Annotated in this window: 21 protein-coding genes and 2 tRNA genes; all 23 read right to left on the reverse strand. The window is 30.7% G+C overall.

Annotation, left to right across the window (positions count from 1 at the left end; translation table 11 throughout):
* Position 1 precedes the first annotated feature (1 nt).
* A complete protein-coding gene (locus VP90_RS01560; protein WP_075506651.1) occupies positions 2-247 on the reverse strand; it encodes a DUF1467 family protein in 246 nt (81 codons plus the stop codon).
* Complete coding sequence (locus VP90_RS01565; protein ID WP_262589297.1) at positions 247-1,905, reverse strand: ribonuclease J; 1,659 nt, start codon at positions 1,903-1,905, stop codon at positions 247-249. The genes VP90_RS01560 and VP90_RS01565 overlap by 1 nt, the downstream gene beginning before the upstream one ends.
* 1 nt (position 1,906) lies before the next feature.
* Complete coding sequence (locus VP90_RS01570) at positions 1,907-2,653, reverse strand: type III pantothenate kinase (protein ID WP_262589298.1); 747 nt, start codon at positions 2,651-2,653, stop codon at positions 1,907-1,909.
* Between the two features lie 5 nt (positions 2,654-2,658).
* On the reverse strand, positions 2,659-3,195 hold the full coding sequence (locus tag VP90_RS01575; RefSeq protein WP_262589299.1) for a biotin--[acetyl-CoA-carboxylase] ligase: 537 nt from the start codon (positions 3,193-3,195) through the stop codon (positions 2,659-2,661).
* Complete coding sequence (nuoN, locus tag VP90_RS01580; RefSeq protein ID WP_262589300.1) at positions 3,195-4,613, reverse strand: NADH-quinone oxidoreductase subunit NuoN; 1,419 nt, start codon at positions 4,611-4,613, stop codon at positions 3,195-3,197. Before nuoN ends, VP90_RS01575 begins: the two co-directional genes overlap by 1 nt.
* A 1-nt stretch (position 4,614) precedes the next feature.
* Positions 4,615-6,096: an NADH-quinone oxidoreductase subunit M gene (locus tag VP90_RS01585; RefSeq protein ID WP_262589301.1), complete on the reverse strand. Its 1,482-nt coding sequence runs from the start codon at positions 6,094-6,096 to the stop codon at positions 4,615-4,617.
* Entirely contained in the window at positions 6,096-8,009 is a 1,914-nt protein-coding gene (nuoL, locus tag VP90_RS01590) for an NADH-quinone oxidoreductase subunit L (RefSeq protein WP_262589302.1), read from the reverse strand. The genes VP90_RS01585 and nuoL overlap by 1 nt, the downstream gene beginning before the upstream one ends.
* 2 nt (positions 8,010-8,011) lie before the next feature.
* Entirely contained in the window at positions 8,012-8,323 is a 312-nt protein-coding gene (gene nuoK / locus VP90_RS01595; RefSeq protein ID WP_075506644.1) for an NADH-quinone oxidoreductase subunit NuoK, read from the reverse strand.
* A complete protein-coding gene (locus tag VP90_RS01600; RefSeq protein WP_262589303.1) occupies positions 8,316-8,948 on the reverse strand; it encodes an NADH-quinone oxidoreductase subunit J in 633 nt (210 codons plus the stop codon). The genes nuoK and VP90_RS01600 overlap by 8 nt, the downstream gene beginning before the upstream one ends.
* A complete protein-coding gene (gene nuoI / locus VP90_RS01605) occupies positions 8,949-9,434 on the reverse strand; it encodes an NADH-quinone oxidoreductase subunit NuoI (protein ID WP_075506642.1) in 486 nt (161 codons plus the stop codon).
* A gap of 2 nt (positions 9,435-9,436) precedes the next feature.
* Positions 9,437-10,435, reverse strand: coding sequence for an NADH-quinone oxidoreductase subunit NuoH (nuoH, locus tag VP90_RS01610; protein ID WP_262589304.1), 999 nt, complete (start codon positions 10,433-10,435; stop codon positions 9,437-9,439).
* Between the two features lies 1 nt (position 10,436).
* On the reverse strand, positions 10,437-12,467 hold the full coding sequence (gene nuoG, locus VP90_RS01615) for an NADH-quinone oxidoreductase subunit NuoG (protein WP_262589305.1): 2,031 nt from the start codon (positions 12,465-12,467) through the stop codon (positions 10,437-10,439).
* Complete coding sequence (gene nuoF, locus VP90_RS01620) at positions 12,460-13,791, reverse strand: NADH-quinone oxidoreductase subunit NuoF (protein WP_262589306.1); 1,332 nt, start codon at positions 13,789-13,791, stop codon at positions 12,460-12,462. Before nuoF ends, nuoG begins: the two co-directional genes overlap by 8 nt.
* A complete protein-coding gene (gene nuoE, locus VP90_RS01625; RefSeq protein WP_262589307.1) occupies positions 13,784-14,392 on the reverse strand; it encodes an NADH-quinone oxidoreductase subunit NuoE in 609 nt (202 codons plus the stop codon). The genes nuoF and nuoE overlap by 8 nt, the downstream gene beginning before the upstream one ends.
* Entirely contained in the window at positions 14,389-15,564 is a 1,176-nt protein-coding gene (locus VP90_RS01630) for an NADH-quinone oxidoreductase subunit D (protein WP_262589308.1), read from the reverse strand. Before VP90_RS01630 ends, nuoE begins: the two co-directional genes overlap by 4 nt.
* Positions 15,548-16,153, reverse strand: a complete 606-nt coding sequence (locus tag VP90_RS01635; RefSeq protein ID WP_262589309.1) for an NADH-quinone oxidoreductase subunit C — start codon at positions 16,151-16,153, stop codon at positions 15,548-15,550. The genes VP90_RS01630 and VP90_RS01635 overlap by 17 nt, the downstream gene beginning before the upstream one ends.
* 2 nt (positions 16,154-16,155) lie before the next feature.
* On the reverse strand, positions 16,156-16,671 hold the full coding sequence (locus VP90_RS01640; RefSeq protein WP_425321967.1) for a NuoB/complex I 20 kDa subunit family protein: 516 nt from the start codon (positions 16,669-16,671) through the stop codon (positions 16,156-16,158).
* Positions 16,672-16,681: 10 nt separating this feature from the next.
* Positions 16,682-17,050 carry an NADH-quinone oxidoreductase subunit A gene (locus VP90_RS01645; protein WP_262589310.1) on the reverse strand — a complete coding sequence of 123 codons (369 nt, stop codon included), beginning with the start codon at positions 17,048-17,050 and terminating at the stop codon, positions 16,682-16,684.
* Between the two features lie 87 nt (positions 17,051-17,137).
* Positions 17,138-17,214 (reverse strand) — tRNA-Asp (locus tag VP90_RS01650).
* A gap of 12 nt (positions 17,215-17,226) precedes the next feature.
* Positions 17,227-17,302: transfer RNA gene (locus VP90_RS01655), tRNA-Val, on the reverse strand.
* 50 nt (positions 17,303-17,352) lie between these two features.
* Positions 17,353-19,731, reverse strand: coding sequence for an endopeptidase La (lon, locus tag VP90_RS01660; RefSeq protein WP_262589311.1), 2,379 nt, complete (start codon positions 19,729-19,731; stop codon positions 17,353-17,355).
* A 60-nt stretch (positions 19,732-19,791) separates the two neighbouring features.
* Entirely contained in the window at positions 19,792-21,060 is a 1,269-nt protein-coding gene (clpX, locus tag VP90_RS01665) for an ATP-dependent Clp protease ATP-binding subunit ClpX (RefSeq protein ID WP_262589312.1), read from the reverse strand.
* An 89-nt stretch (positions 21,061-21,149) separates the two neighbouring features.
* Entirely contained in the window at positions 21,150-21,761 is a 612-nt protein-coding gene (clpP, locus tag VP90_RS01670; RefSeq protein ID WP_262589313.1) for an ATP-dependent Clp endopeptidase proteolytic subunit ClpP, read from the reverse strand.
* Positions 21,762-21,766: the final 5 nt, after the last annotated feature.

Raw genomic sequence — 21,766 nt, forward strand, 5'->3', positions numbered from 1 at the left:
CTTAACTAATCATATTTCTTAAATTTAAATATTCAAATTTTATTAATAAATAAATAATGATAAAAATTACAGTTGTTATACCAGTGCAATACAAGAATTTTTTCAACATTTTTGGGTTTTCAGGTGATCCTGGATCTTCACCATCAATTTTTACTGTTTTTGCTCTGTTTACATCAATAGGAAGTATAGCAAAGAAGACTATCCACCATATAATTACGTAGATAATTGCTAAACCAGTTACACTCATTAAATTCTGACTAAGTTAATATTAGTGAAAGGTTTTTTTCCCGTTCTTTCTTTAGAAAATTTTCTGCAGGCAATTTTCAATGCATCAATTAAATTATGCTCTTGTTGCTTGCTTCCAATTTTAAAAGTTCTAGAAGTTTTTTCTATCTCTTCTTCTAGCCCATAAACAAATTCTTCTCTATCATTTACCGGCAATCCACGAAAAGAAAGCACAGGATTGTTATGAATATTTCCTTTAGGTGTTATCATCAAAGTTACTTCAAGATATCCATTAGCACTCAGATTTTTTCTATCTTTTATTGACTGTGAGTCTGGATCAACGCTTATATTGCCATCCAAATACAATCTACCACTTGGAGCTTTGTCGTAAACTTCAGGCTGATTACCGGGATATAACTTAACAATATCACCATTTTCTACTTGTACAGGATATGGAACTTGCATTTCTTTTGCAAAATTTATGTGTTCTATCATATGTCTATGTTCGCCATGCACAGGGATTAAACATTTAGGTTTAACCCATTGATACATTTCTTTTAAATCTTCTCTATTAGGATGACCAGAAACATGAACAAATTCAGTTTCTTCAGATATCACTTCAATACCATCTTTAACAAGTTGGTTGTGTAATTTATAAAGTTTTTTTTCATTTCCAGGTATAATTTTTGATGAAAATATCACAGCATCTCCTTTTTCAATAAAAACATCAGGATGTACATAGCTAGAAATTCTCATCATAGCTCCCATTGGTTCTCCTTGGCTACCTGTACAAAGATAAACTATTTTTTCTCTTGAGAAATTTTTAGCTTCACGGGGGTCAATTGGTTCAATTGTATTTTTTAAATATCCACATTGACGTGCAGCTTTATAAATACGATACATCGATCTTCCAACTAATGAAATTTGTCTTCCTGTTTGCTCAGCACAATAAAATGCTGTCTCCATTCTTGCTACATTAGATGCAAATGAAGTGATGATAATTCTCTTTTTCAATCTCGACATTACATTTAACATATTTTTTCTAACATCAAGTTCAGATCCAGACTTGCCGGCACTAAATACATTAGTAGAGTCACAGATCATTGCTAATACTCCTTCATCACCAATTTCTTTTAATCTCTTGTCATTTATATTGTCACCAATAAGTGGATTAGGGTCTACTTTCCAATCTCCTGTGTGTAAAATTACACCAGCAGGAGTTTTTATTCTCAACCCATTGGGTTCTAAAATTGAATGAGTTAAAGTTATATATTCAATTTCAAATGGATCTAATGAAACAGTTCCATTTAATTCAACAATTTGTAAATCATTAGTAATATCTATTTGTTTTTCTCGAAACTTCTCTCTAATCAAAACTGCTGTAAATGGAGTAGCAAATATTTTACATCTTAATTTTGGCCATAGATGTGCGATTGCTCCAATGTGATCTTCATGTGCATGAGTTAAAACTATACCCAACAAGTTATCTTTTCTTTCAACAATAAATCCAGGATCAGGATAAATTAAATCAACACCTGGTATAGTGTCATCCGCAAAAGTTACACCAATGTCTACCATTATCCATTTATGATCGCTTGGTTGACCGTAACCAAACAAATTCATGTTCATACCAATCTCGCCAGATCCACCTAGTGGACAAAATAACAATTCATCTTTCATATTATTTTATTTGCTCAGAAATCTTTATTAGACCTTTAATTGTAATATCTTGGTTATGTTTAACTTTCGATTTAATTGACTTTTTAAATAAATCAGAAAATCCACCTGTCAATACAACTTTAAAGGATTTTCTCGTTTCCTTCTTAATTAAATTAATCATATTGTCAATTAAACCTGCATAACCCCAAAAAAAACCTGATCTAACAGCAGAAAGTGTGTTGCTGCCTATTACTTTTTTCATACGTTTAAGCTCAATTTTTGGGATTAAAGTAGCTCTGTCTGACAAAGTATTAAGAGACAACTTAATACCAGGAGCTATTATTCCTCCCATATACGTATTTTTTATTAAAACATCAAATGTTGTAGCAGTACCAAAATCTAAAATTATATAATTATTTTTGTTATCCAATAAGCTTATGGCATTTGTAATTCTATCAGAACCTACCTGCTTGTAATCAACTTTAATTTTAATCATTGATTTTAAATTCAAATTTTTTACTTCATTGCATTTAACTTTAGTGATTTTAGAAAAGTAGTTTTTTATAATTTTAAAAGTGCTTGGAACAACACTACAAAATAATATTTTTTCAATTTTATTTATTTGTATTTTGTTTTTTTTAAATAAAATTTTTAATTGATTATTACTTATTTTTTTTGAAATAAAATTAATTCTTTTCAAAATCTTATTTTTTTTTGAAACTAAAAAAATTTTAGTGTCAGTATTTCCTATGTCACCTAAAATATACATATTAATTAATTTATTTTATACATTTTTGATATTCTATTTTCAAAAACTAGTTTCAAATTTTTTTCTAATTCAGATTTATTAATTTTTTTTCCTGTTATTCTATACAAATTTGTAGCTGGATAATTTTCAATATTGGGATTTTTTATTACATTAATTCCTATTCCTGTAATTAAAAATTTTTTATCTGATTTAGTTATAATTTCTTGCAAAATCCCACTAATCTTTTTTTTATTAATTAATAAATCGTTTGGTTTTTTAAAAATTATTTTATTTTTCATATATTTAGAGAGTGTTTGTTTAACTAAATTACAATTTAACTTTGTAACTCTTTCTATTGAGAATTTATTTTCATCAAATGGATGAAAAAAAGAGGCAAATAAATTACCTTTATATGAAATCCATTTTCTTCCATACTGACCTCGACCACTAAATTGTTTTTCAGCAACAACCATACCAAATTTATAGTTAGTTTTTTTTATTATTCTTGCAGCTGTATCGTTAGTACTTTTTATTATTTTAAAATTAAATTTCTTAAATTTCATTAAATAATATTAATTCTAGATACTACCTCAATTAATTGGCTTGGAAATATGAAGTATAAAAGAATTAATATTGTAGAAAAAGTTAATGAAAATTTTAACCATAAACTATGATCCGTATCATATTTATCTTTTTCTTTATCAAAATACATAATCTTGATTATTCTTAAGTAATAGAAAGCTGCAACAACAGTAGATAACAATCCAACAATAGCTAAGAAATACATTGATTGTTCTATAACTGCTTTAAAAACATAAAACTTAGCAAAAAATCCTGCTAATGGCGGTATCCCTGCTAATGAAAACAATATTACAAGTAAAGAAAGTGATAATAATGGATGATTTTTCGATAAACCTGATAAGTCATCAATATCTTCGTAATATTGATTATTTCTTTTAAGCATTAACAAACAAGAAAAAAGAGCCAAATTCATAACAACATAAATCGAAATATAAATTATTGAACTTTGAATTCCTTCATTAGAAGCAGTGGCAAGACCAGCCAATGTATATCCTATGTGTCCAATAGAGCTATAAGCAACTAGTCTTTTAATGTTTGTTTGTCCAATTGCTGCAATTGCTCCAAAAAGCATTGAGGCAATGGATAAAAATACAATTATCATTTGCCATTGATCGATTAGATTTAAAAATGGAACATATAAAAATCTAATAAATACAGTTAACGCAGCAATTTTGGGTACCATTGTGAAAAATAAAGTTACTGTAGTTGGAGATCCTTCGTATACGTCTGGTGCCCACATATGGAATGGAACTGCTGAAATTTTGAATGCTAAACCTACTAAAATAAAAACTATCCCAAAAGTCAGTACATACTCATTTGAATTAAGTTGTGTTGAAATCACATCAAAGTTTGTAGATCCTGAAAAACCATAAATTAGTGAACATCCATAAAGTAATAATCCTGATGATAAAGCACTTAATACAAAATATTTTAAACCTGCTTCAGATGATTTTAATTGATCTCTGTTATAAGTTGCTAAAACATATAAGGCTAATGATTGTAACTCTAGACCCATATAAAATACAATTAGATCATTAGAACTAATCATGACCATCATTCCCAGTACAGAACTCAAAATTAAAACTGGATACTCAATATTAAAAATTTTAAAAATTTTTAAATAACTTGAAGATATAACTAATACTAGAAAACCACCTAGCAATGTTATTATCTTCATAAATGAAGACATCTTATCTATTACAACGCTACCATTAAACAAAGTTTCTCTATTCACAGAGAAAGTTTCGTTAATAGCTATTATAGCAGCAATTAAAAATACAAATAAAGACAAGTTAAAAGTAATGCCTGAACTATTTTTTTTAAACACTCCCAATACAAGCAAAAACATTATTGATAATGAGATAAAAATTTCAGGTAAAATTAAATTTAAATTTTCCATATTATTTGCTCGCTAAATTAATATCATGCATATTTATTAAATCTGAAACTGAAACCTCAATTGTATTAATCAACGGATCTGGATAAAAACCAAAAAATAAAGTTGGAATAGCTAAACATGTTAAGATTAAATACTCTGATTTATTTAAATCCAACATTTGCTTTAAATCTTCATTAACTAATTTTCCAAAAACAACTCTTTTATATAACCAAAGCATATAAGCAGCTCCTAAAATTACTCCTAGGCTTGCTAATACAGCTACTAAAAAATTATCCTTAAAGGCACCCATTAAAATTAAAAATTCACCAATAAAACCACTTGTTCCAGGTAATCCTAAAGCAGCTAATGTAAACAACATAAATAAAATCGAATACTTTGGTATTATTGCAACTATTCCACCATAAGAATTTATCATCCTTGAATGCATACGGTCATAAACAACACCAACACATAAAAATAGAGCAGCAGACACTAATCCATGACTAATCATCTGAATTATACTTCCCTCTATACCTTGTTGTTGTAGAGTAAAAATACCTAAAGTTACAAAACCCATATGTGCAACAGACGAATATGCAATTAACTTTTTCATATCTTCCTGCATTAAAGCGATAAAAGATGTAAAAATTATTGCTATAACACTTAAAGTATAAATTAAAGGTGTGAATACTTCCGAAGCTACTGGAAATAACCCAAGTGAAAACCTAATAAAACCATATCCTGCCATTTTTAACAAGATAGCAGCTAACAAAACTGAACCGGCTGTAGGAGCTTCAACATGAGCATCTGGTAACCAGGTGTGAACAGGCCACATAGGTGTTTTTACTGCAAAAGAACTAAAGAAAGCTAACCATAATAAATTTTGGTATTTAGCGTCAATTCCAATTTCATAAAGTTTAACTACATCTGTTGTGCCTGATATCCAGTATATTGAGATGATCGCAACCAACATCAAGACCGATCCAAGTAAAGTATATAGAAAAAATTTAAATGCTGAATAAACACGTTTTGGACCACCCCAAATACCAATAATTAAAAACATTGGAATTAATCCAGCCTCAAAAAATAAATAAAAAACAACTAAATCAAGTGCACAAAACACACCAATCATGAAACTTTCCATGATTAAAATTGCAATTAAAAAATCTCGTAATCTATTTTTTACTGAATTGTTAACTGAAATAATACAAAGTGGAGTTATGAAGGTTGTTAAGATTATAAATAATATAGAAATTCCATCGACACCAACTTTATAATTAATTAATCCTTCAATCCATGTTCTGTCTTCAACAAATTGAAAATCAGATATGCTTTGGTCAAAAGATATCCATAAATAAATAGAAATTAAAAAATTAACTATACTTGTAAATAAAGCTACATATTTAGCTGTTGAATTATTTCCATCTTTATCTTTTGTAAAAAATAGAAAAAGAGATCCTATAGTTGGCAACAAGATTAAAGATGATAAAATTGGAAAGCTCATTATTTAACTATCAAAAAGGTTAATAAAGCAGAAAAACCTAACAACATTACAAAAGCATATTGGTAGATAAAACCACTTTGAAATTTATTTGCTTTAATTGAACATTTTTTTATAAAGGAAGAAATTCCATCTGGACCAAATCCATCTATTATAGTTCCATCACAAACTTTCCATAAAAATGTCCCTAGTTTTTTTGATGATTTAATAAAAATAACCTCATACAACTCATCAAAGTACCATTTATTGACAAGGAAATTGTATAAAGGTTTATTCATTGAAGCTATTTCATTTGGCAATTCTTTGTTTTTAACAAATAAATAATAAGCAATAGGTATTGATAGGATAACTAAACTAGGTGTTAAAAGTAAAAACCATGTTGGTGGATGATCTGTGCTTAGAGGTTCTAAAAATTTGATTGATTCTGACCAAAAGTAATTGTCACCACCATTTCCAATGAACAAATCTTTAAATAAAACGCCTGCAAAAATTGCACCAATAGAAAGTACAAATAACGGAACAAGCATTACCAAAGGTGACTCGTGCGTTTCCTCAATTTTAATCTCTTTATTGTTATATTCGCCATGAAATGTTTTGAATATTAGTCTCCAAGAATAAACTGACGTTAAAAATGCAGTAATTATTCCAATACCAGCCGCATAGTAACCTGTTGTATTTCCTTTTAAATATGCAAATTCAATAATTGCATCTTTTGAGTAAAAGCCTGATAAGAAAGGAAAACCTGTTAAAGCAAGAGTTCCTATAATCATTAAAGCATAAGTGTAAGGTAATTTTCTCCATACACCTCCCATGTTATTAATATTTTGTTCATCTTTAAAAGCATGAATTACTGACCCTGATCCTAAAAATAATAAAGCTTTAAAAAATGCATGCGTAAATAAATGAAACATAGCTACATTGTAAGCGCCTACACCAGCTGCAAAAAACATATAACCAAGTTGGCTACATGTTGAGTAAGCAATTATTTTTTTAATATCTGTTTGAACTAAAGCTACCGTTGCAGCAAAAAAAGCTGTTGTCATTCCAACTACAGTAATCAAATTTAAAATTACTGGAGAAAATTCATAAATAGGTGAGCATCTAACAACTAAAAATACTCCTGCAGTAACCATTGTTGCAGCATGAATTAGAGCAGAAACTGGTGTTGGTCCTTCCATTGCATCTGGCAACCAAGTATGAAGTAAAATTTGAGCTGATTTACCCATAGCTCCGATAAATAACAATAAACAAACCAAATCTATCGCTTTAACCTCAATTCCTAAGAAGGATAAATTTTTATCTAACACAGTTGGAATTTGCTGGAAAACTTCATCATAATTGACAGTCCCAAACAAATAAAAGACTAAAAAAATACCTAATGCAAAACCAAAGTCACCTACTCTATTAACAACAAAAGCTTTGATTGCAGCTGCATTAGCACTCTCTTTTTTAAACCAAAAACCAATTAAAAAATATGAGCAAAGCCCAACACCCTCCCAACCAAAAAATAGTTGAATAAAATTATCTGATGTTACAAGCATTAACATTGCAAATGTAAATAATGATAGGTAAGCCATAAATCTTGGTTTATGTGGGTCGTGAGACATGTATCCGATAGAATAAATATGGACTAATGCTGATACAGAAGTAACTACAACCAACATCACAGCTGATAGAGGATCAATTAACATTGACCAATTAACATCAAGTGAACCTGAATTAATCCAAGTTGTTATAACAATATTTTCCTCATATTGATTAACAATTACCTGATACAATACAATTATTGATAAAATTGCAGATATAGAAACTAATGCACTAGTTACTATTTCAGAATTTCTATCACCAATGTAACGTCCAAAAAAGCCTGAAATAATTGATGCTATTAATGGAAGAAATAAAATTGAAAGTTCCATTATTATCCTTTCAACTCATCAATTTCTTCAACCCTGATAGTTCCAGAGTTTCTATAGTAAACAACGATTATAGCTAAACCAATCGCAGCTTCTGCAGCTGCTACAGTTAAAATAAATAAGGTAAATACTTGACCAGCTAAATCTCCAAGAAAAATTGAAAAAGCAACTAAATTGATATTTACAGCTAGTAATATCAACTCAATACTCATCAATATAACAATAATGTTTTTTCTATTAAGAAAAATTCCGATAACTCCAATTGAAAAAATCACAGCACCTAAAGTTAAATAATGTCCTAAACCAATTTCAGTCATCAATTTTAACTCCCTTATTACTTTGAACTTCTAGTATCTCAACACCTTCGGCTCTTTCTCTTGATATTTGCTTAATATAACTTTGTCTTTTAACACCAGATCTTTGTCTAAAAGTTAATACTATGGCTCCAACCATAGCAACCAAAAGTATCATTCCACTGATTTGAAACACATGAATATAGTCAGTATATAAAATCTGTCCTAATGAATGAGTGTTACTTAAACTGTTTTGAGTAATTGAATTGTTAATATCAAAAATTTCAGGTTTATATTTCCAACCGCCAATTACAATTATAATCTCAAAAAATATAAGTGTGCTAATTATTAATCCTACTGGAATATGTTTTGAGCTTTCTTTAGATGCAAACCATTGGTTTTTTTGTTGAGCCACATTTAACATCATAACTACAAACAAAAATAAAACTGCTACAGCTCCAACATAAACAATTAACATAATCATACCTAAGAACTCAGCACCAATCATTATGAAAAGACAAGATATGCTGATAAAATCAAGAATTAGGAAAAATACTGAGTGAACAGTATTTTTAGAAGCGGTTACCATTATAGCTGAAACAACAGCAATTATAGAAAATACATAAAAGAAAATAGCGTGAGCAATCATTTATCTATGTGAACTATCCGCTTTAATATTAGCGTCTAGAATATTCTCCCATCTGTCGCCGTTATCTAATAATTTCTCTTTTGTGTAATATAATTCTTCTCTTGTCTCAGTCGAAAATTCAAAATTTGGACCTTGGACTATAGCATCAACAGGACAAGCTTCTTCACATAGACCACAATAAATGCATTTCATCATATCAATGTCATAACGAGTAGTTTTTCTACTGCCATCTTCTCTTTGAGCAGATTCAATTGTAATTGCTTGGGCTGGACATACAGCTTCACAAAGTTTGCATGCAATACACCTTTCTTCTCCATTTGGATATCTTCTTAAAGCATGCTCACCTCTAAATCTTGGGCTAATTTTTCCTTTTTCAAAAGGATAATTGATTGTTTTTTTTGGTTTAAATAATTCTTTTATTGCAATGAATAATCCTCCTACAAAATCTACCATGAAAATAGTTTTAAAAAATCTAGATAAATTCATAATTAATTTGTTGGTAAAAGATTAAAGTAAAATAAATAACTTGCAGTTAAAACAACCCAAGTTAAGGACAAAGGAAGAAATACTTTCCAACCTAATCTCATTAATTGGTCATACCTATATCTTGGTACAATAGCTTTTACTAAAGCAAATAAGAAAAATAAAAGTAAAATTTTTAAAATTAACCAAATTGCGCCTGGAACTAAAGTAAATGGATAAATATCTATTGGAGATAGCCAGCCACCTAAGAATAATATAGCTCCCATAGCACACATCAATAAGATGTTTGCATACTCACCTAACCAAAACATTGCATACATCATTCCTGAATATTCTGTCTGGTATCCAGCAACTAATTCTGCTTCAGCTTCAGGTAAATCAAAAGGTGGTCTATTAGTTTCAGCTAAAGCAGAGATAAAAAATATTACAAACATTGGAAATAACGGAATTACAAACCATAGATTTTGTTGAGCAATTACGATGTCATTCAAATTCAATGAGCCTACGCACAACAATACATTGATAATAATAACCCCAATTGAAACTTCATATGATACCATTTGAGCCGCAGATCTAATTGCACCTAAGAAAGGATATTTAGAGTTTGAAGCCCATCCTCCCATAATTATTCCATAAACACCTAGGGATGAAACAGCAAATAGATAAAGTATACCGACATTAATATCCGCTAAAACCTGGGTTGCGCTAAATGGTATAACAGCCCACGCAATCAAAGCTAATGTCATAGTAACAATAGGTGCTAATATAAAGATTACCTTGTTAGAGCTTGATGGAATGATGATTTCTTTAAAAATATATTTCAAAGCATCAGCTAATGATTGAAGTAATCCAAATGGTCCCACTACATTTGGTCCTTGTCTTTTTTGAACGAAAGCCCAAACTCTTCTATCTAGCCAAACAATCATAGCTACAGAAACCAATACTGGAACTAACAAAAATAGAATTTTGTATACCTCTTGAAAGACTATATTTAAATACTCCATCTTAACCTTCTGTGCCTGTTAATTTTAAATTCATTTTTGCATTATTGCACTCGATCATTGTTTTTGATGATTTAGCAACAACATTAGAAAAATAATAATCTTTAATTTCAATTTTTAAATTTTCATTATTAAAATCAGAATTCGAGTTGTTATTATTTTGTTCAGTTTGTATTTCACTTTGCAATTTTAAATAATTTAACATGCTGCTATCTAGCTCTTCTTTATCATTAAACAATTTTCTATTATTCATGAATTCAGCTAGTTCATTTATTATTTGCCAATCCTCTTTTGCATCTCCCGGAGGATAAGAAGCCTTAAATGCTTTTTGAATTTTTCCCTCTATATTTGTATAATAACCGTCTTGTTCTGTATAAGCTGAACCAGGTAAAATTATATCTGCACACTCTGCCCCTTTGTCACCATGGCTTCCTTGGTAAATAACAAACTCGTTTTTTTTAACAAAATTTAAATTATCTTGACCTATTAAAAACACTATTTCAAATTTATTTGATTTTAAATCTTCTATTAAATTTGTTTTATTATTTAAAACTCCTAAATCAAGATTTCCTACAGTTGCCGCATCACATGATAAAACATTCAATGGATTCCAATCTTCTGAGAACTTGTTTTTTTTATTCAAAAAATTTTTTAAATTATCAAACAAATATTCTGCATTTTCTAATCTTAACAAAGACTCGCCAATTATTATCATTGGTTTTTTTGCACTTTCTATTTCTTTTGAAAGTTTATGTGTGTCATCTATAATTTCTTTGATTGTTTTAGTTTGACCATCTAAACTTTCATAAGGATATGTTAGATTTCCACAATCATTTAATGATACAATTCTTGTACTATTATTTAGATAAGATTTTCTAATTCTTGCATTTAAGATTGTGGCTTCGTATCTAGGATTGGTGCCCAACAATAAAATTAAATCAGCATCTTCAATTCCGTTAATTGAGGAATTAAACAAATAATTTTCTCTTTTTGAAATATTAATATATCTATTATCTGATCTTGACTCATAATTATCAGTTTCAACTGTTCGGTCAAAAAATTCTTTAAAAATGTACGCAGTTTCCATGTTTGTTAAATCTCCAACAAAACCAGATACTTTTTCTTTTGATGTATTTTCTAATTTAGATTTTATTATTTTATAAACTTCTTGCCACGAAGCTTTCTCAAATTTACCATTGTATTTAATATATGGGGTATCTAATCTTTGATGAAGTAAGCCATCACACGCATATCTAGTTTTATCTGAAATCCATTCTTCATTAATATCTTCATTTATTATTGGAAGTACTCTTTTTACTTCCCAATCGTATGTATCAACTCTAATGTTTGAACCTATCGCATCCATAACATCAATCGTTTCAGTCTTTTTCAATTCCCATGGTCTTGCTTCAAAAACATAAGGTTTTGATGTCAAAGCTCCAACAGGACATAAATCAACTACATTGGCAGATAATTCAGATTGCATTGATTGCTCAAGATATGTTGTAATTTGCATATCCTCACCCCTACCTATAGCACCAAGTTCCGGAACGCCTGCAACTTCAGTAGCAAAACGCACACATCTTGTACAATGTATACATCTTGTCATTTGAGTTTTGATTAATGGTCCCATATTTTTTTCGGGAACTGCTCTTTTGTTTTCTTTAAATCTTGATTTATCTACCCCATAAAACATTGATTGATCTTGAAGATCACACTCACCACCTTGGTCACACACAGGACAATCTAATGGGTGATTTGCTAGTAAAAATTCCATTACACCTTTTCTAGCCTTTTCAACTAAACTTGTATTTGTTTTAATGTTCATTCCCTCAGCTGCAGGCATTGCGCATGATGCAATGGGTTTTGGTGATTTTTCCATTTCAACTAAACACATTCTACAATTTCCAGCTATAGATAATTTTTCATGATAACAAAATCTAGGTATCTCAACTCCTGCTTTTTCACAGGCTTGAAGAACTGTTAGTCCTTCTTCAACTTCTACATCAATGTCATTTACTTTTAATTTAAGCATTTTTTTTATCTAATAAATGTTGATCAACCAAATAAGGTATATTATTTTTTTTCTGAACAATTGGGTCCAAATTGTTTCTTTCTTGAATTTCTTTTTTAAAATGTCTCAACAAACCTTGAACTGGCCATGAAGAACCTTCTCCAAATGCACAAATTGTATGTCCGGCGATTTGAGTTGTAACATCTCCTAACATGTCTACTTCATCTTTAGTTGCATCGCCTTTTGCCATACGTTCAAGCATTCTCCACATCCATCCAGAACCTTCTCTGCAAGGTGTACACTGTCCACAACTTTCATGTTTGTAAAATCTTGCAATTCTCGCCATACATTTAATAATATCTTGGTCTTTATTGATAACCACTATTCCTGCTGTTCCTAATCCGCTTTTTTCTTCGACACACGCATCAAAATCCATCTTTAATGTTTCGCATCTATCTTTTGGAATTAGAGGCATAGAGGATCCACCTGGAATTACAGCTTGTAACTTATCCCATCCACCAATCACTCCACCAGCGTGAACTTCTATTAATTCTTTTAGAGGAATACTCATTTCCTCTTCTACATTACACGGATTATTAACATTTCCAGAAATACAGAATATTTTAGTACCTGTATTTTTTTCTCTTCCTAAAGAAGCAAACCATTTCGCTCCTCTTCTTAAAATAGTTGGCACCACAGCAATCGTTTCAACATTATTAATTATAGTTGGGCATCCATATAAACCAATCAAAGCTGGGAAAGGTGGTTTTAATCTTGGTTGACCTTTTTTACCCTCTAAACTTTCAAGTAATGCTGTTTCTTCACCACAAATATACGCTCCTGCTCCATAGTGGATATAAATATCTAAATCCCACCCGGTTCCAGCTGCATTTTTTCCTAATAGTTTTTTCTCATAAGCCTCATCAATTGCAGCTTGGAGTTTTTGACCATCAACAAAATATTCTCCTCTAATATATATGTAGCAGACGTGTGCTTGAACTGCGTATGATGCTATTAGACAACCCTCTATTAATTTATGAGGTTCAAATCTTAAAATATCTCTATCTTTACAAGTGCCTGGTTCGGACTCATCACCATTAATAACCAAATAATGTGGTCTTGATCCAACTTCTTTTGGTGCAAATGACCATTTTAAACCTGTAGGAAATCCTGCACCACCTCGACCTCTAAGCTGAGAATCTTTAATTTCATTAATAATCCAATCTCTTCCTTTTTCAGTAATTTCTTTAGTGTTTACCCAATCACCTCTTGATTGTGACGCTGCTACATCAGAGCCTTTATCATTATATAAATTTTGAAAAATTCTATCTTGATCTTTAAGCATTTTTTAAATCCGTTAGTGTTTTTCTATTGTTCTCTGGCTCATTATTAATTCTTCCTCTGTATGAACCAGGTTTTGGAGTTTCTCCATTTAAAATTTTATCCAAAATCTCAGATGTTTTTTCTTTATCAAGATCTTCGTAATAATCATCATTTATTTGCATCATAGGAGCAGTCACGCAAGCACCTAGGCATTCAACCTCCATCCATGAACAATTCTTATCGCTTGATAATTCACATTCATTTTCAGAAATTTTTTCCTTACAAGCTTCAACCAATTTATTTGCTCCTCTAATCATACATGGTGTTGTAGTACATACTTGAACAAAATATTTTCCAACAGGTGATAGATTGTACATTGTGTAAAAAGTAGCTACCTCATAAACTTTTATATAAGGCATGTCTAAAAACTTAGCGATATACTTCATTGCAGCTAATGGTATCCAATTATTATTTTGTCTTTGAGCAATATAAAGTAAGGCCATCACAGCACTTTGTTGTTTTCCTTTTGGATATTTTGCAACAATATTATTTGCTGCCTCTAAAGATGAAGCATTAAATTCAAAACTTTCTGGTTGATCTTTTGCTGGTTTTCTTAAACTCATCTATCCACCTCACCAAAAACAATATCTAATGAACCTAGAACAGCTGGTACATCTGCTAACATGTGTCCTTTAATTAAATAATCCATTGATTGCAAATGTGAAAATCCTGGTGCTCTAATCTTGCATTTGTAGGGTTTGCTTGAACCATCAGAAATTAAATAAACTCCAAATTCTCCCTTTGGTGCCTCAACAGCTGTATAAATTTCGTCCTTAGGTACTCTATAACCCTCTGTAAATAATTTAAAATGATGAATTAACGCTTCCATTGATTGTTTAATATCTTTTTTTGATGGCGGACTAATTTTACCATCTAATGATTTAATTGGACCTTTTTCCATTTTAGATAAACACTGTTTAATAATAGAAACACTCTCTTTCATTTCTTCAATTCTGCATAAATATCTATCGTAGCAATCACCATTTTTTCCAACTGGTATTTTAAAATCTAAATCCTCATAACAATCATAAGGTTGAGATTTTCTTAAATCCCAGGGCACCCCTGATCCTCTGATCATAACTCCTGAAAACGAATAATCTAAAGCATCCTCTTTACTTACAATTCCAATATCGACGTTTCTTTGTTTAAAAATTCTATTGTCTGTTAAGAGACTTTCTAAATCATTAATCACTTTTGGAAATGTATCGCAAAAGTTTAAGATATCTTCCTCTAAACCTTTGGGTAAGTCTTGATGAACACCACCGGCTCTAAAGTAGTTGGCATGTAATCTTGACCCAGAAGCTCTTTCGTAAAAAGTCATTAAAGTTTCTCGTTCTTCAAAACCCCAAAGTGATGGGGTTAAGGCACCAACATCAAGCGCTTGAGTAGTAACGTTAAGAATATGACTTAATATTCTTCCAATTTCACAAAATATAACCCTTATATACTGAGCTCTAATCGGCACATCTATTTTAAGAATTTTTTCTACAGCAAGGGCAAAGGCATGTTCTTGATTCATTGGAGCTACATAATCCAATCGATCAAAATACGGAACGGCTTGCATGTATGTCTTGTTTTCAATTAATTTTTCTGTACCTCTATGAAGCAAGCCTATATGCGGGTCTGCTTTTTCAACAACCTCACCATCTAATTCTAATATTAATCTTAATACACCATGAGCTGCTGGATGTTGAGGACCAAAGTTTAGATTCAAATTTTTAATTTTTTTTGTCATTGTTTTCAATTTCTTCTTTAATGTATTTTGTTCCTTCCCAAGGGCTCTCGTAATCAAAATTTCTATAGTTTTGCTCTAGTTTAACTGGTTCGCTGATTACTTTTTTTTGATCTTCGCTGTATCTAACTTCCGAGTGACCAGTTAAAGGAAAATCTTTTCTTAAAGGATGTCCTTCGAAACCATAATCAGTAAGTATTCTTCTTAAATCGGGATGATCTTTGAAATTTACACCATACATATCAAAAACTTCTCTTTCCATCCAATTTGCTGCAGGAAAAACACTTGTTAAAGAAGGTATAACTTCATTTTCAGAAATAGAGTATTTTAGAATTAGTCTTTGATTAAACTCATGACTCAAAAATAAGTAAACTACTTGAAATCTTTGGTTATTTTCTGGATAATCTACAACTGTAATATCTATTAGCTGTCGAAATTTTGTATCTAAATTAGTTTTTAAGAATAAAATTACATCTAAAAAATCATCTTTATCTGTTTCTAGATAAATTTGATTGTGTTTTATTTCTGAATTATTAATTTTAGTAGTTAACTCAGAATTAATTTTTTTTTCTAGACCCTCTAAACTATTCATAACTATCTTATAAAAGATCCTTTTTTTCTAATTTTTTTTTGTAATTGCAAAATTCCGTATAATAACGCCTCTGCAGAAGGAGGGCATCCTGGAACATATACATCAACTGGAACTATACGATCACACCCTCTTACAACTGAATAAGAATAATGATAATAACCTCCACCATTAGCACAGCTACCCATAGAAATTACATATCTAGGTTCTGGCATTTGATCGTAAACTTTTCTTAAAGCTGGTGCCATTTTATTTGTCAAAGTTCCAGCAACAATCATTACATCTGATTGTCTTGGTGATCCACGAGGAGCAGCTCCAAACCTTTCTAAGTCATATCTAGGCATTGCTGTTTGCATCATTTCAACAGCACAGCATGCAAGACCAAAAGTCATCCAATGCAAAGAGCCAGATCTAGACCAATTAATTAAGTTATCTAGTGATGTAGTTATAAAACCATTTTTACTAAAATCTTTAGCAAGTTGTTTAAACTCTTCAGGAACTTGTTCTATTTTATCGTTCATTAAATTAATTTTATTCCCAATCTAGAGCGCCTTTTTTCCATTCATAAATAAAACCAACTGTTAGTATGAATAGAAAAATCATCATTGATGAAAAACCTAATAGACCAATGTTTCCTAATGATATTGCCCATGGAAATAGAAAGGCAATTTCAAGATCAAATATGATAAATAGAATTGCAACTAAATAAAATCTTACATCGAACTCCATTCTAGAGTCTTGAAATGGTTCGAAACCACATTCGTATGCAGATAACTTTTCTGGATCAGGTTTTTTTGGAGAAAGTAAAAAATTTAACACCACAAAAGCAATACTTAAACCAAGAGCAATAACTAAAAATAGAATAATCGGTAGGTAATCTTTTAAAAATTCAGATAACATGAAAATCTATATATCAGTTTTTATCTGATGTTGAAGGGAAGATAAGTCACATTTATTAATATTAACAGACAGTTTATTGGGGAAAAGTGGCGGGAGTGAAGGGACTCGAACCCTCGACCTATCGCGTGACAGGCGATCGCTCTAACCAACTGAGCTACACCCCCACTTAATTTGTTTGGTGGGCAGTAAAGGACTCGAACCTTTGACCCCCTCGGTGTAAACGAGATGCTCTACCAACTGAGCTAACCGCCCCAAAACTGAGCTACTTATTACATCAACACTTAAATAAAGTAAATTAATTATTATTGAATACTAGCTTGAGATTTATCGTCTTTTTTAGCCAAATCAACCTCAACCCATTCCGTTGGTTTAAGTTCTTTAGTTAATGCAATCTTAATTACTTGATCAGCATATTCAACTGGCGTAATTTTAATATCATCTATAATTTTCTTAGGCATATCGACTAAATCTTTTTCATTTTCTTTTGGAATCAAAACTTCTTTAATTCCAGCTCTATGAGCAGCTAATAATTTTTCTTTAAGGCCGCCTATTGGTAATACTTGACCTGTTAATGTTACCTCACCAGTCATCGCAACATCTCTTCTCACAGGTATATTTGTAATCGACGAAACAATTGAAGTAACCATTCCTATTCCTGCAGATGGACCATCTTTTGGTGTTGCTCCTTCTGGTACGTGAATGTGAAAATCTTTTTTCTCAAATAGAGGTGGAATGATTCCATACTCCAGACATTTTGATCTAACAAAAGATTTTGCAGCTTTTACAGATTCTTGCATCACATCACCTAACTTACCAGTAATTTGCATTCTTCCTTTTCCAGGCATGGTTACTGTTTCAATTTTTAAAATTTCACCACCATACTCAGTCCAAGCAAGTCCAGTTACAATACCTACCCTATTTTCAGATTCTAATTCACCAAATTTAAATTTAGCTACACCAAGAAAATCAGATAAATTTTTATTATTAATTTGAACTTCTTTTTCTTCACCAGCTACAATTTTTTTAACAACTTTTCTAGCAAGTTTAGAAATTTCTCTTTCTAAATTTCGAACTCCTGACTCTTTTGTGTATCCTCTAATTACTTCTTTTATGATATCATCTTCCAATCTCATTTCTTTTTCTTTAACACCATTATCTTTAATTTGTTTGGGAAGTAGATATTTATTTGCTATACTAATTTTTTCATCCTCTGTATAACCAGCTAATCTTATTACTTCCATTCTGTCTAATAATGGAGGCAATATATTTAAAGTATTTGCTGTTGTTACAAACATTACATCAGATAAATCATAATCAACTTCTAGATAGTGATCGTTAAAAGTTGTATTTTGTTCTGGGTCTAACGCTTCTAATAGTGCTGATGATGGATCACCTCTATAATCATTTCCAATTTTATCTATCTCATCAAGTAAAATCAGAGGATTTTTAGTTCCAGCTTTTTTCATCATTTGAATTATTTTACCTGGTAATGATCCAATATAAGTTCTTCTATGACCTCGTATTTCCGCTTCATCTCTCATTCCACCCACAGACATTCTAACAAATTCTCTGTTAGTTGCTTTTGCAATAGATTTACCTAAAGATGTTTTACCAACACCAGGGGGACCAACCAAACATAATATTGGGCCTTTAATTTTTTCCATTCTTTTTTGAACAGCTAAAAATTCTATTATTCTTTCTTTAACTTTCTCTAGACCAAAATGATCTTTATCAAGAATATTTAATGCCTTAGTTAAATCGATATCAACTTCACTTTTTTTGTGCCAAGGTAGTTCCGTCATCCAATCAAGGTAGTTTCTAACTACAGTAGCTTCAGCTGACATTGGGCTCATATTCTTCAATTTTTTAAGTTCCTGAAGACACTTTTTTTCAACTTCTTTTGGCATTTTTGCTTTTGTGATAGCTTTATTTAAACTAGTAGTTTCGTCTTTACCGTCTTCAATCTCACCAAGTTCTTTTTGAATAGCTTTAAGTTGTTCATTTAAGTAATATTCTCTCTGGGTTTTCTCCATTTGAGTTTTAACTCTTCCTCGAATTCTTTTCTCTACTCCGATTATACTTGTTTCATTTTCCATAATTTTAATTATGGCATTTAGTCTCTTCTTAACATCAACGGTTTCAAAAATTTGTTGTTTTTCTGAAATTGTAGCTGTGATATGTGAAGCAATATTATCAGCTATTTGGGAAGGATCTTTTAACTGCTTAATTGTATTTATTGTTTCGTTTGAAATTTTCTTATTTATTGAAGTTAACTTTTCTAATCTTCTTAAAGCAGTAGCTGCTAAAGGAAATAAATCCTCATCTTTTGGTAAGATGTCATTGAAATATGTATAGTCACATGTAATAAACTTCTCGTTATCTTTAAAGTCTAAAATTTTAACTCTTTTAATTCCTTCTACTAAAACTTTTACAGTTCCATCTGGTAATTTTAATAATTGCAGGATGCTTCCCTCACAACCATACATAAATACGTCTGTTTTCTTGGGATCATCAATCTCTGAGTTTTTTTGTGTTACAAGAATGATCTTCTTATCTTTTTTCATCACCTCATTTAGTGCAGAAATAGATTTATCTCTTCCTACAAACAGAGGTATTACCATGCTTGGGAAGACTACAATGTCTCTTAAAGGTAATAACGGCAATGATATTTTAACGTCCATAGGATTAATATGGATATTATATATTATATTGCAATAGGTTTTTGTTACTTATTAAGGATATTAAGCCGCTGATGTTTTGCCAGACTTAGATTTATTTTCGCCTTTAGAATGAACTAAAATTGGTTGTGATTGACCTTTTGCAGCTCCTGCATCAACAATTACTTCTTCAATGTTATCTTGACTTGGGAGATCATACATAGTTTTTAATAAAATATTTTCTAATATTGATCTCAATCCTCTTGCTCCTGTTTTTTTACTAATTGCTTTTTGAGCTATTTCTTTAAGAGCATTTTCTTTAAATGTTAATTTCGCTCCATCCAACTTAAATAGTTCTTGATACTGTTTAGTTAGAGAATTTTTAGGTTCTTGTAAAATTTTGATCAATGATTTTTCATCTAGATCCTCAAGAGTTGCTATCATTGGTAGTCTTCCAATAAACTCTGGTATCAATCCAAATTTTAATAAATCCTCAGGTTCTAGTCCTTTCATCCACTCTCCTGTTTTCTTGTCTTGAGTGTTTTTTACATCTGCTCCAAAACCAATTGAAGTACCTTTGTCTCTTTGAGAAATAATCTTGTCTAATCCAGCAAAAGCACCTCCACAAATAAAAAGAATATTTGTTGTGTCTACTTGTAAAAATTCTTGTTGAGGATGTTTTCTGCCTCCTTGAGGTGGAACACTTGCGACAGTTCCTTCCATTATTTTTAGTAAAGCTTGCTGAACTCCTTCTCCAGATACATCTCTTGTAATGGATGGGTTCTCAGATTTTCTACTAATCTTATCAACTTCATCGATATACACTATTCCTCGTTGAGCTTTTTCAACATTGTAATCTGAAGCCTGAAGTAATTTTAAAATAATATTTTCAACATCTTCACCAACATATCCTGCTTCAGTCAATGTTGTTGCATCTGCCATTGTAAATGGAACATCTAAAATTCTAGCAAGAGTTTGTGCTAATAAAGTTTTACCACAACCAGTAGGACCAACTAGCAAAATATTTGATTTAGATAATTCTACATTCTTGCTATTTTTGTTTTCATAATTTAGTCTTTTGTAATGATTGTGTACAGCTACCGATAAAACTTTCTTGGCATGTGCTTGACCAATCACATAATCATCAAGTACTGTACAAATTTCTTTTGGTGAAGGAAGACCGTCTTGGTGTTTAACAAAAGTATCTTTGCTTTCCTCTTTTATAATATCCATACAAAGCTCAACACATTCATCACAAATAAATACAGTTGGACCTGCAATTAATTTTCTAACCTCGTGTTGGCTCTTTCCACAAAAAGAACAGTAAAGAATATTTTTATTATTTGTACTCATAATTTTTTAAACGAATCAATTTCATTACTTTATTATAGATGACTTATACTAATCAAGTTTGGATTAGTAAGTTATCAATATATTGTGTATTATGATCTTTTTTCTACTACTTCGTCAATAAGACCAAATGATTTTGCGACATCAGCAGTCATGAAATTATCTCTTTCTAAAGCAGATTTTATTTCATCAACAGTTTTACCTGTATGTTTTGAATAAATTTCATTTAATCTTTTCTTTAATGACAAGACTTCATTAGCATGAATTTCTATATCTGTAGCTTGTCCTTGAAAACCTGCTGAAGGTTGATGAACCATTATTCTTGAGTTGGGTAAAGAAAATCTCTTACCTTTAGTTCCTGCAGCCAACAAAAATGATCCCATTGATGCAGCTTGTCCAATACATAAAGTTGAAATATCGGGTTTTACATATTGCATGGTGTCGTAAATTCCAAGACCAGCTGTAACCAGTCCACCAGGACTATTGATGTATAAATAAATTTCTTTTTTAGGATCTTCAGCTTCTAAAAATAATAACTGAGCTGTTACTAAGGATGCAATATTGTCATTTATCTGACCCGTTAAAAATATAATTCTTTCCTTTAAAAGTCTTGAATAAATATCATAAGCTCTCTCACCTTTGCTTGATTGCTCTACAACCATCGGCACTAGATTGCTCATGTGTTCTGATAATTTTGTTGTCATAAGTT

It is taken from the genome of Candidatus Pelagibacter ubique HIMB140 (genome assembly GCF_025558165.1).
Lineage (GTDB): Bacteria > Pseudomonadota > Alphaproteobacteria > Pelagibacterales > Pelagibacteraceae > Pelagibacter > Pelagibacter ubique_T.

What these genes read in the sequence shown, in the direction of transcription:
- clpX (WP_262589312.1), bottom strand. Translation starts at nt 21,060, where the DNA reads ATGAGTACAAATAATAAAAATATTCTTTACTGTTCTTTTTGTGGAAAG.
- VP90_RS01560 (WP_075506651.1), bottom strand. Translation starts at nt 247, where the DNA reads ATGAGTGTAACTGGTTTAGCAATTATCTACGTAATTATATGGTGGATA.
- VP90_RS01640 (WP_425321967.1), bottom strand. Translation starts at nt 16,671, where the DNA reads ATGAACGATAAAATAGAACAAGTTCCTGAAGAGTTTAAACAACTTGCT.
- nuoI (WP_075506642.1), bottom strand. Translation starts at nt 9,434, where the DNA reads ATGAATTTATCTAGATTTTTTAAAACTATTTTCATGGTAGATTTTGTA.
- VP90_RS01630 (WP_262589308.1), bottom strand. Translation starts at nt 15,564, where the DNA reads ATGACAAAAAAAATTAAAAATTTGAATCTAAACTTTGGTCCTCAACAT.
- nuoG (WP_262589305.1), bottom strand. Translation starts at nt 12,467, where the DNA reads ATGCTTAAATTAAAAGTAAATGACATTGATGTAGAAGTTGAAGAAGGA.
- nuoK (WP_075506644.1), bottom strand. Translation starts at nt 8,323, where the DNA reads ATGACTGAAATTGGTTTAGGACATTATTTAACTTTAGGTGCTGTGATT.
- nuoL (WP_262589302.1), bottom strand. Translation starts at nt 8,009, where the DNA reads ATGGAACTTTCAATTTTATTTCTTCCATTAATAGCATCAATTATTTCA.
- nuoH (WP_262589304.1), bottom strand. Translation starts at nt 10,435, where the DNA reads ATGGAGTATTTAAATATAGTCTTTCAAGAGGTATACAAAATTCTATTT.
- nuoE (WP_262589307.1), bottom strand. Translation starts at nt 14,392, where the DNA reads ATGAGTTTAAGAAAACCAGCAAAAGATCAACCAGAAAGTTTTGAATTT.
- clpP (WP_262589313.1), bottom strand. Translation starts at nt 21,761, where the DNA reads ATGACAACAAAATTATCAGAACACATGAGCAATCTAGTGCCGATGGTT.
- VP90_RS01570 (WP_262589298.1), bottom strand. Translation starts at nt 2,653, where the DNA reads ATGTATATTTTAGGTGACATAGGAAATACTGACACTAAAATTTTTTTA.
- VP90_RS01585 (WP_262589301.1), bottom strand. Translation starts at nt 6,096, where the DNA reads ATGAGCTTTCCAATTTTATCATCTTTAATCTTGTTGCCAACTATAGGA.
- nuoF (WP_262589306.1), bottom strand. Translation starts at nt 13,791, where the DNA reads ATGCTTAAAGATCAAGATAGAATTTTTCAAAATTTATATAATGATAAA.
- VP90_RS01575 (WP_262589299.1), bottom strand. Translation starts at nt 3,195, where the DNA reads ATGAAATTTAAGAAATTTAATTTTAAAATAATAAAAAGTACTAACGAT.
- lon (WP_262589311.1), bottom strand. Translation starts at nt 19,731, where the DNA reads ATGGACGTTAAAATATCATTGCCGTTATTACCTTTAAGAGACATTGTA.
- VP90_RS01565 (WP_262589297.1), bottom strand. Translation starts at nt 1,905, where the DNA reads ATGAAAGATGAATTGTTATTTTGTCCACTAGGTGGATCTGGCGAGATT.
- nuoN (WP_262589300.1), bottom strand. Translation starts at nt 4,613, where the DNA reads ATGGAAAATTTAAATTTAATTTTACCTGAAATTTTTATCTCATTATCA.
- VP90_RS01645 (WP_262589310.1), bottom strand. Translation starts at nt 17,050, where the DNA reads ATGTTATCTGAATTTTTAAAAGATTACCTACCGATTATTCTATTTTTA.
- VP90_RS01635 (WP_262589309.1), bottom strand. Translation starts at nt 16,153, where the DNA reads ATGAATAGTTTAGAGGGTCTAGAAAAAAAAATTAATTCTGAGTTAACT.
- VP90_RS01600 (WP_262589303.1), bottom strand. Translation starts at nt 8,948, where the DNA reads ATGATTGCTCACGCTATTTTCTTTTATGTATTTTCTATAATTGCTGTT.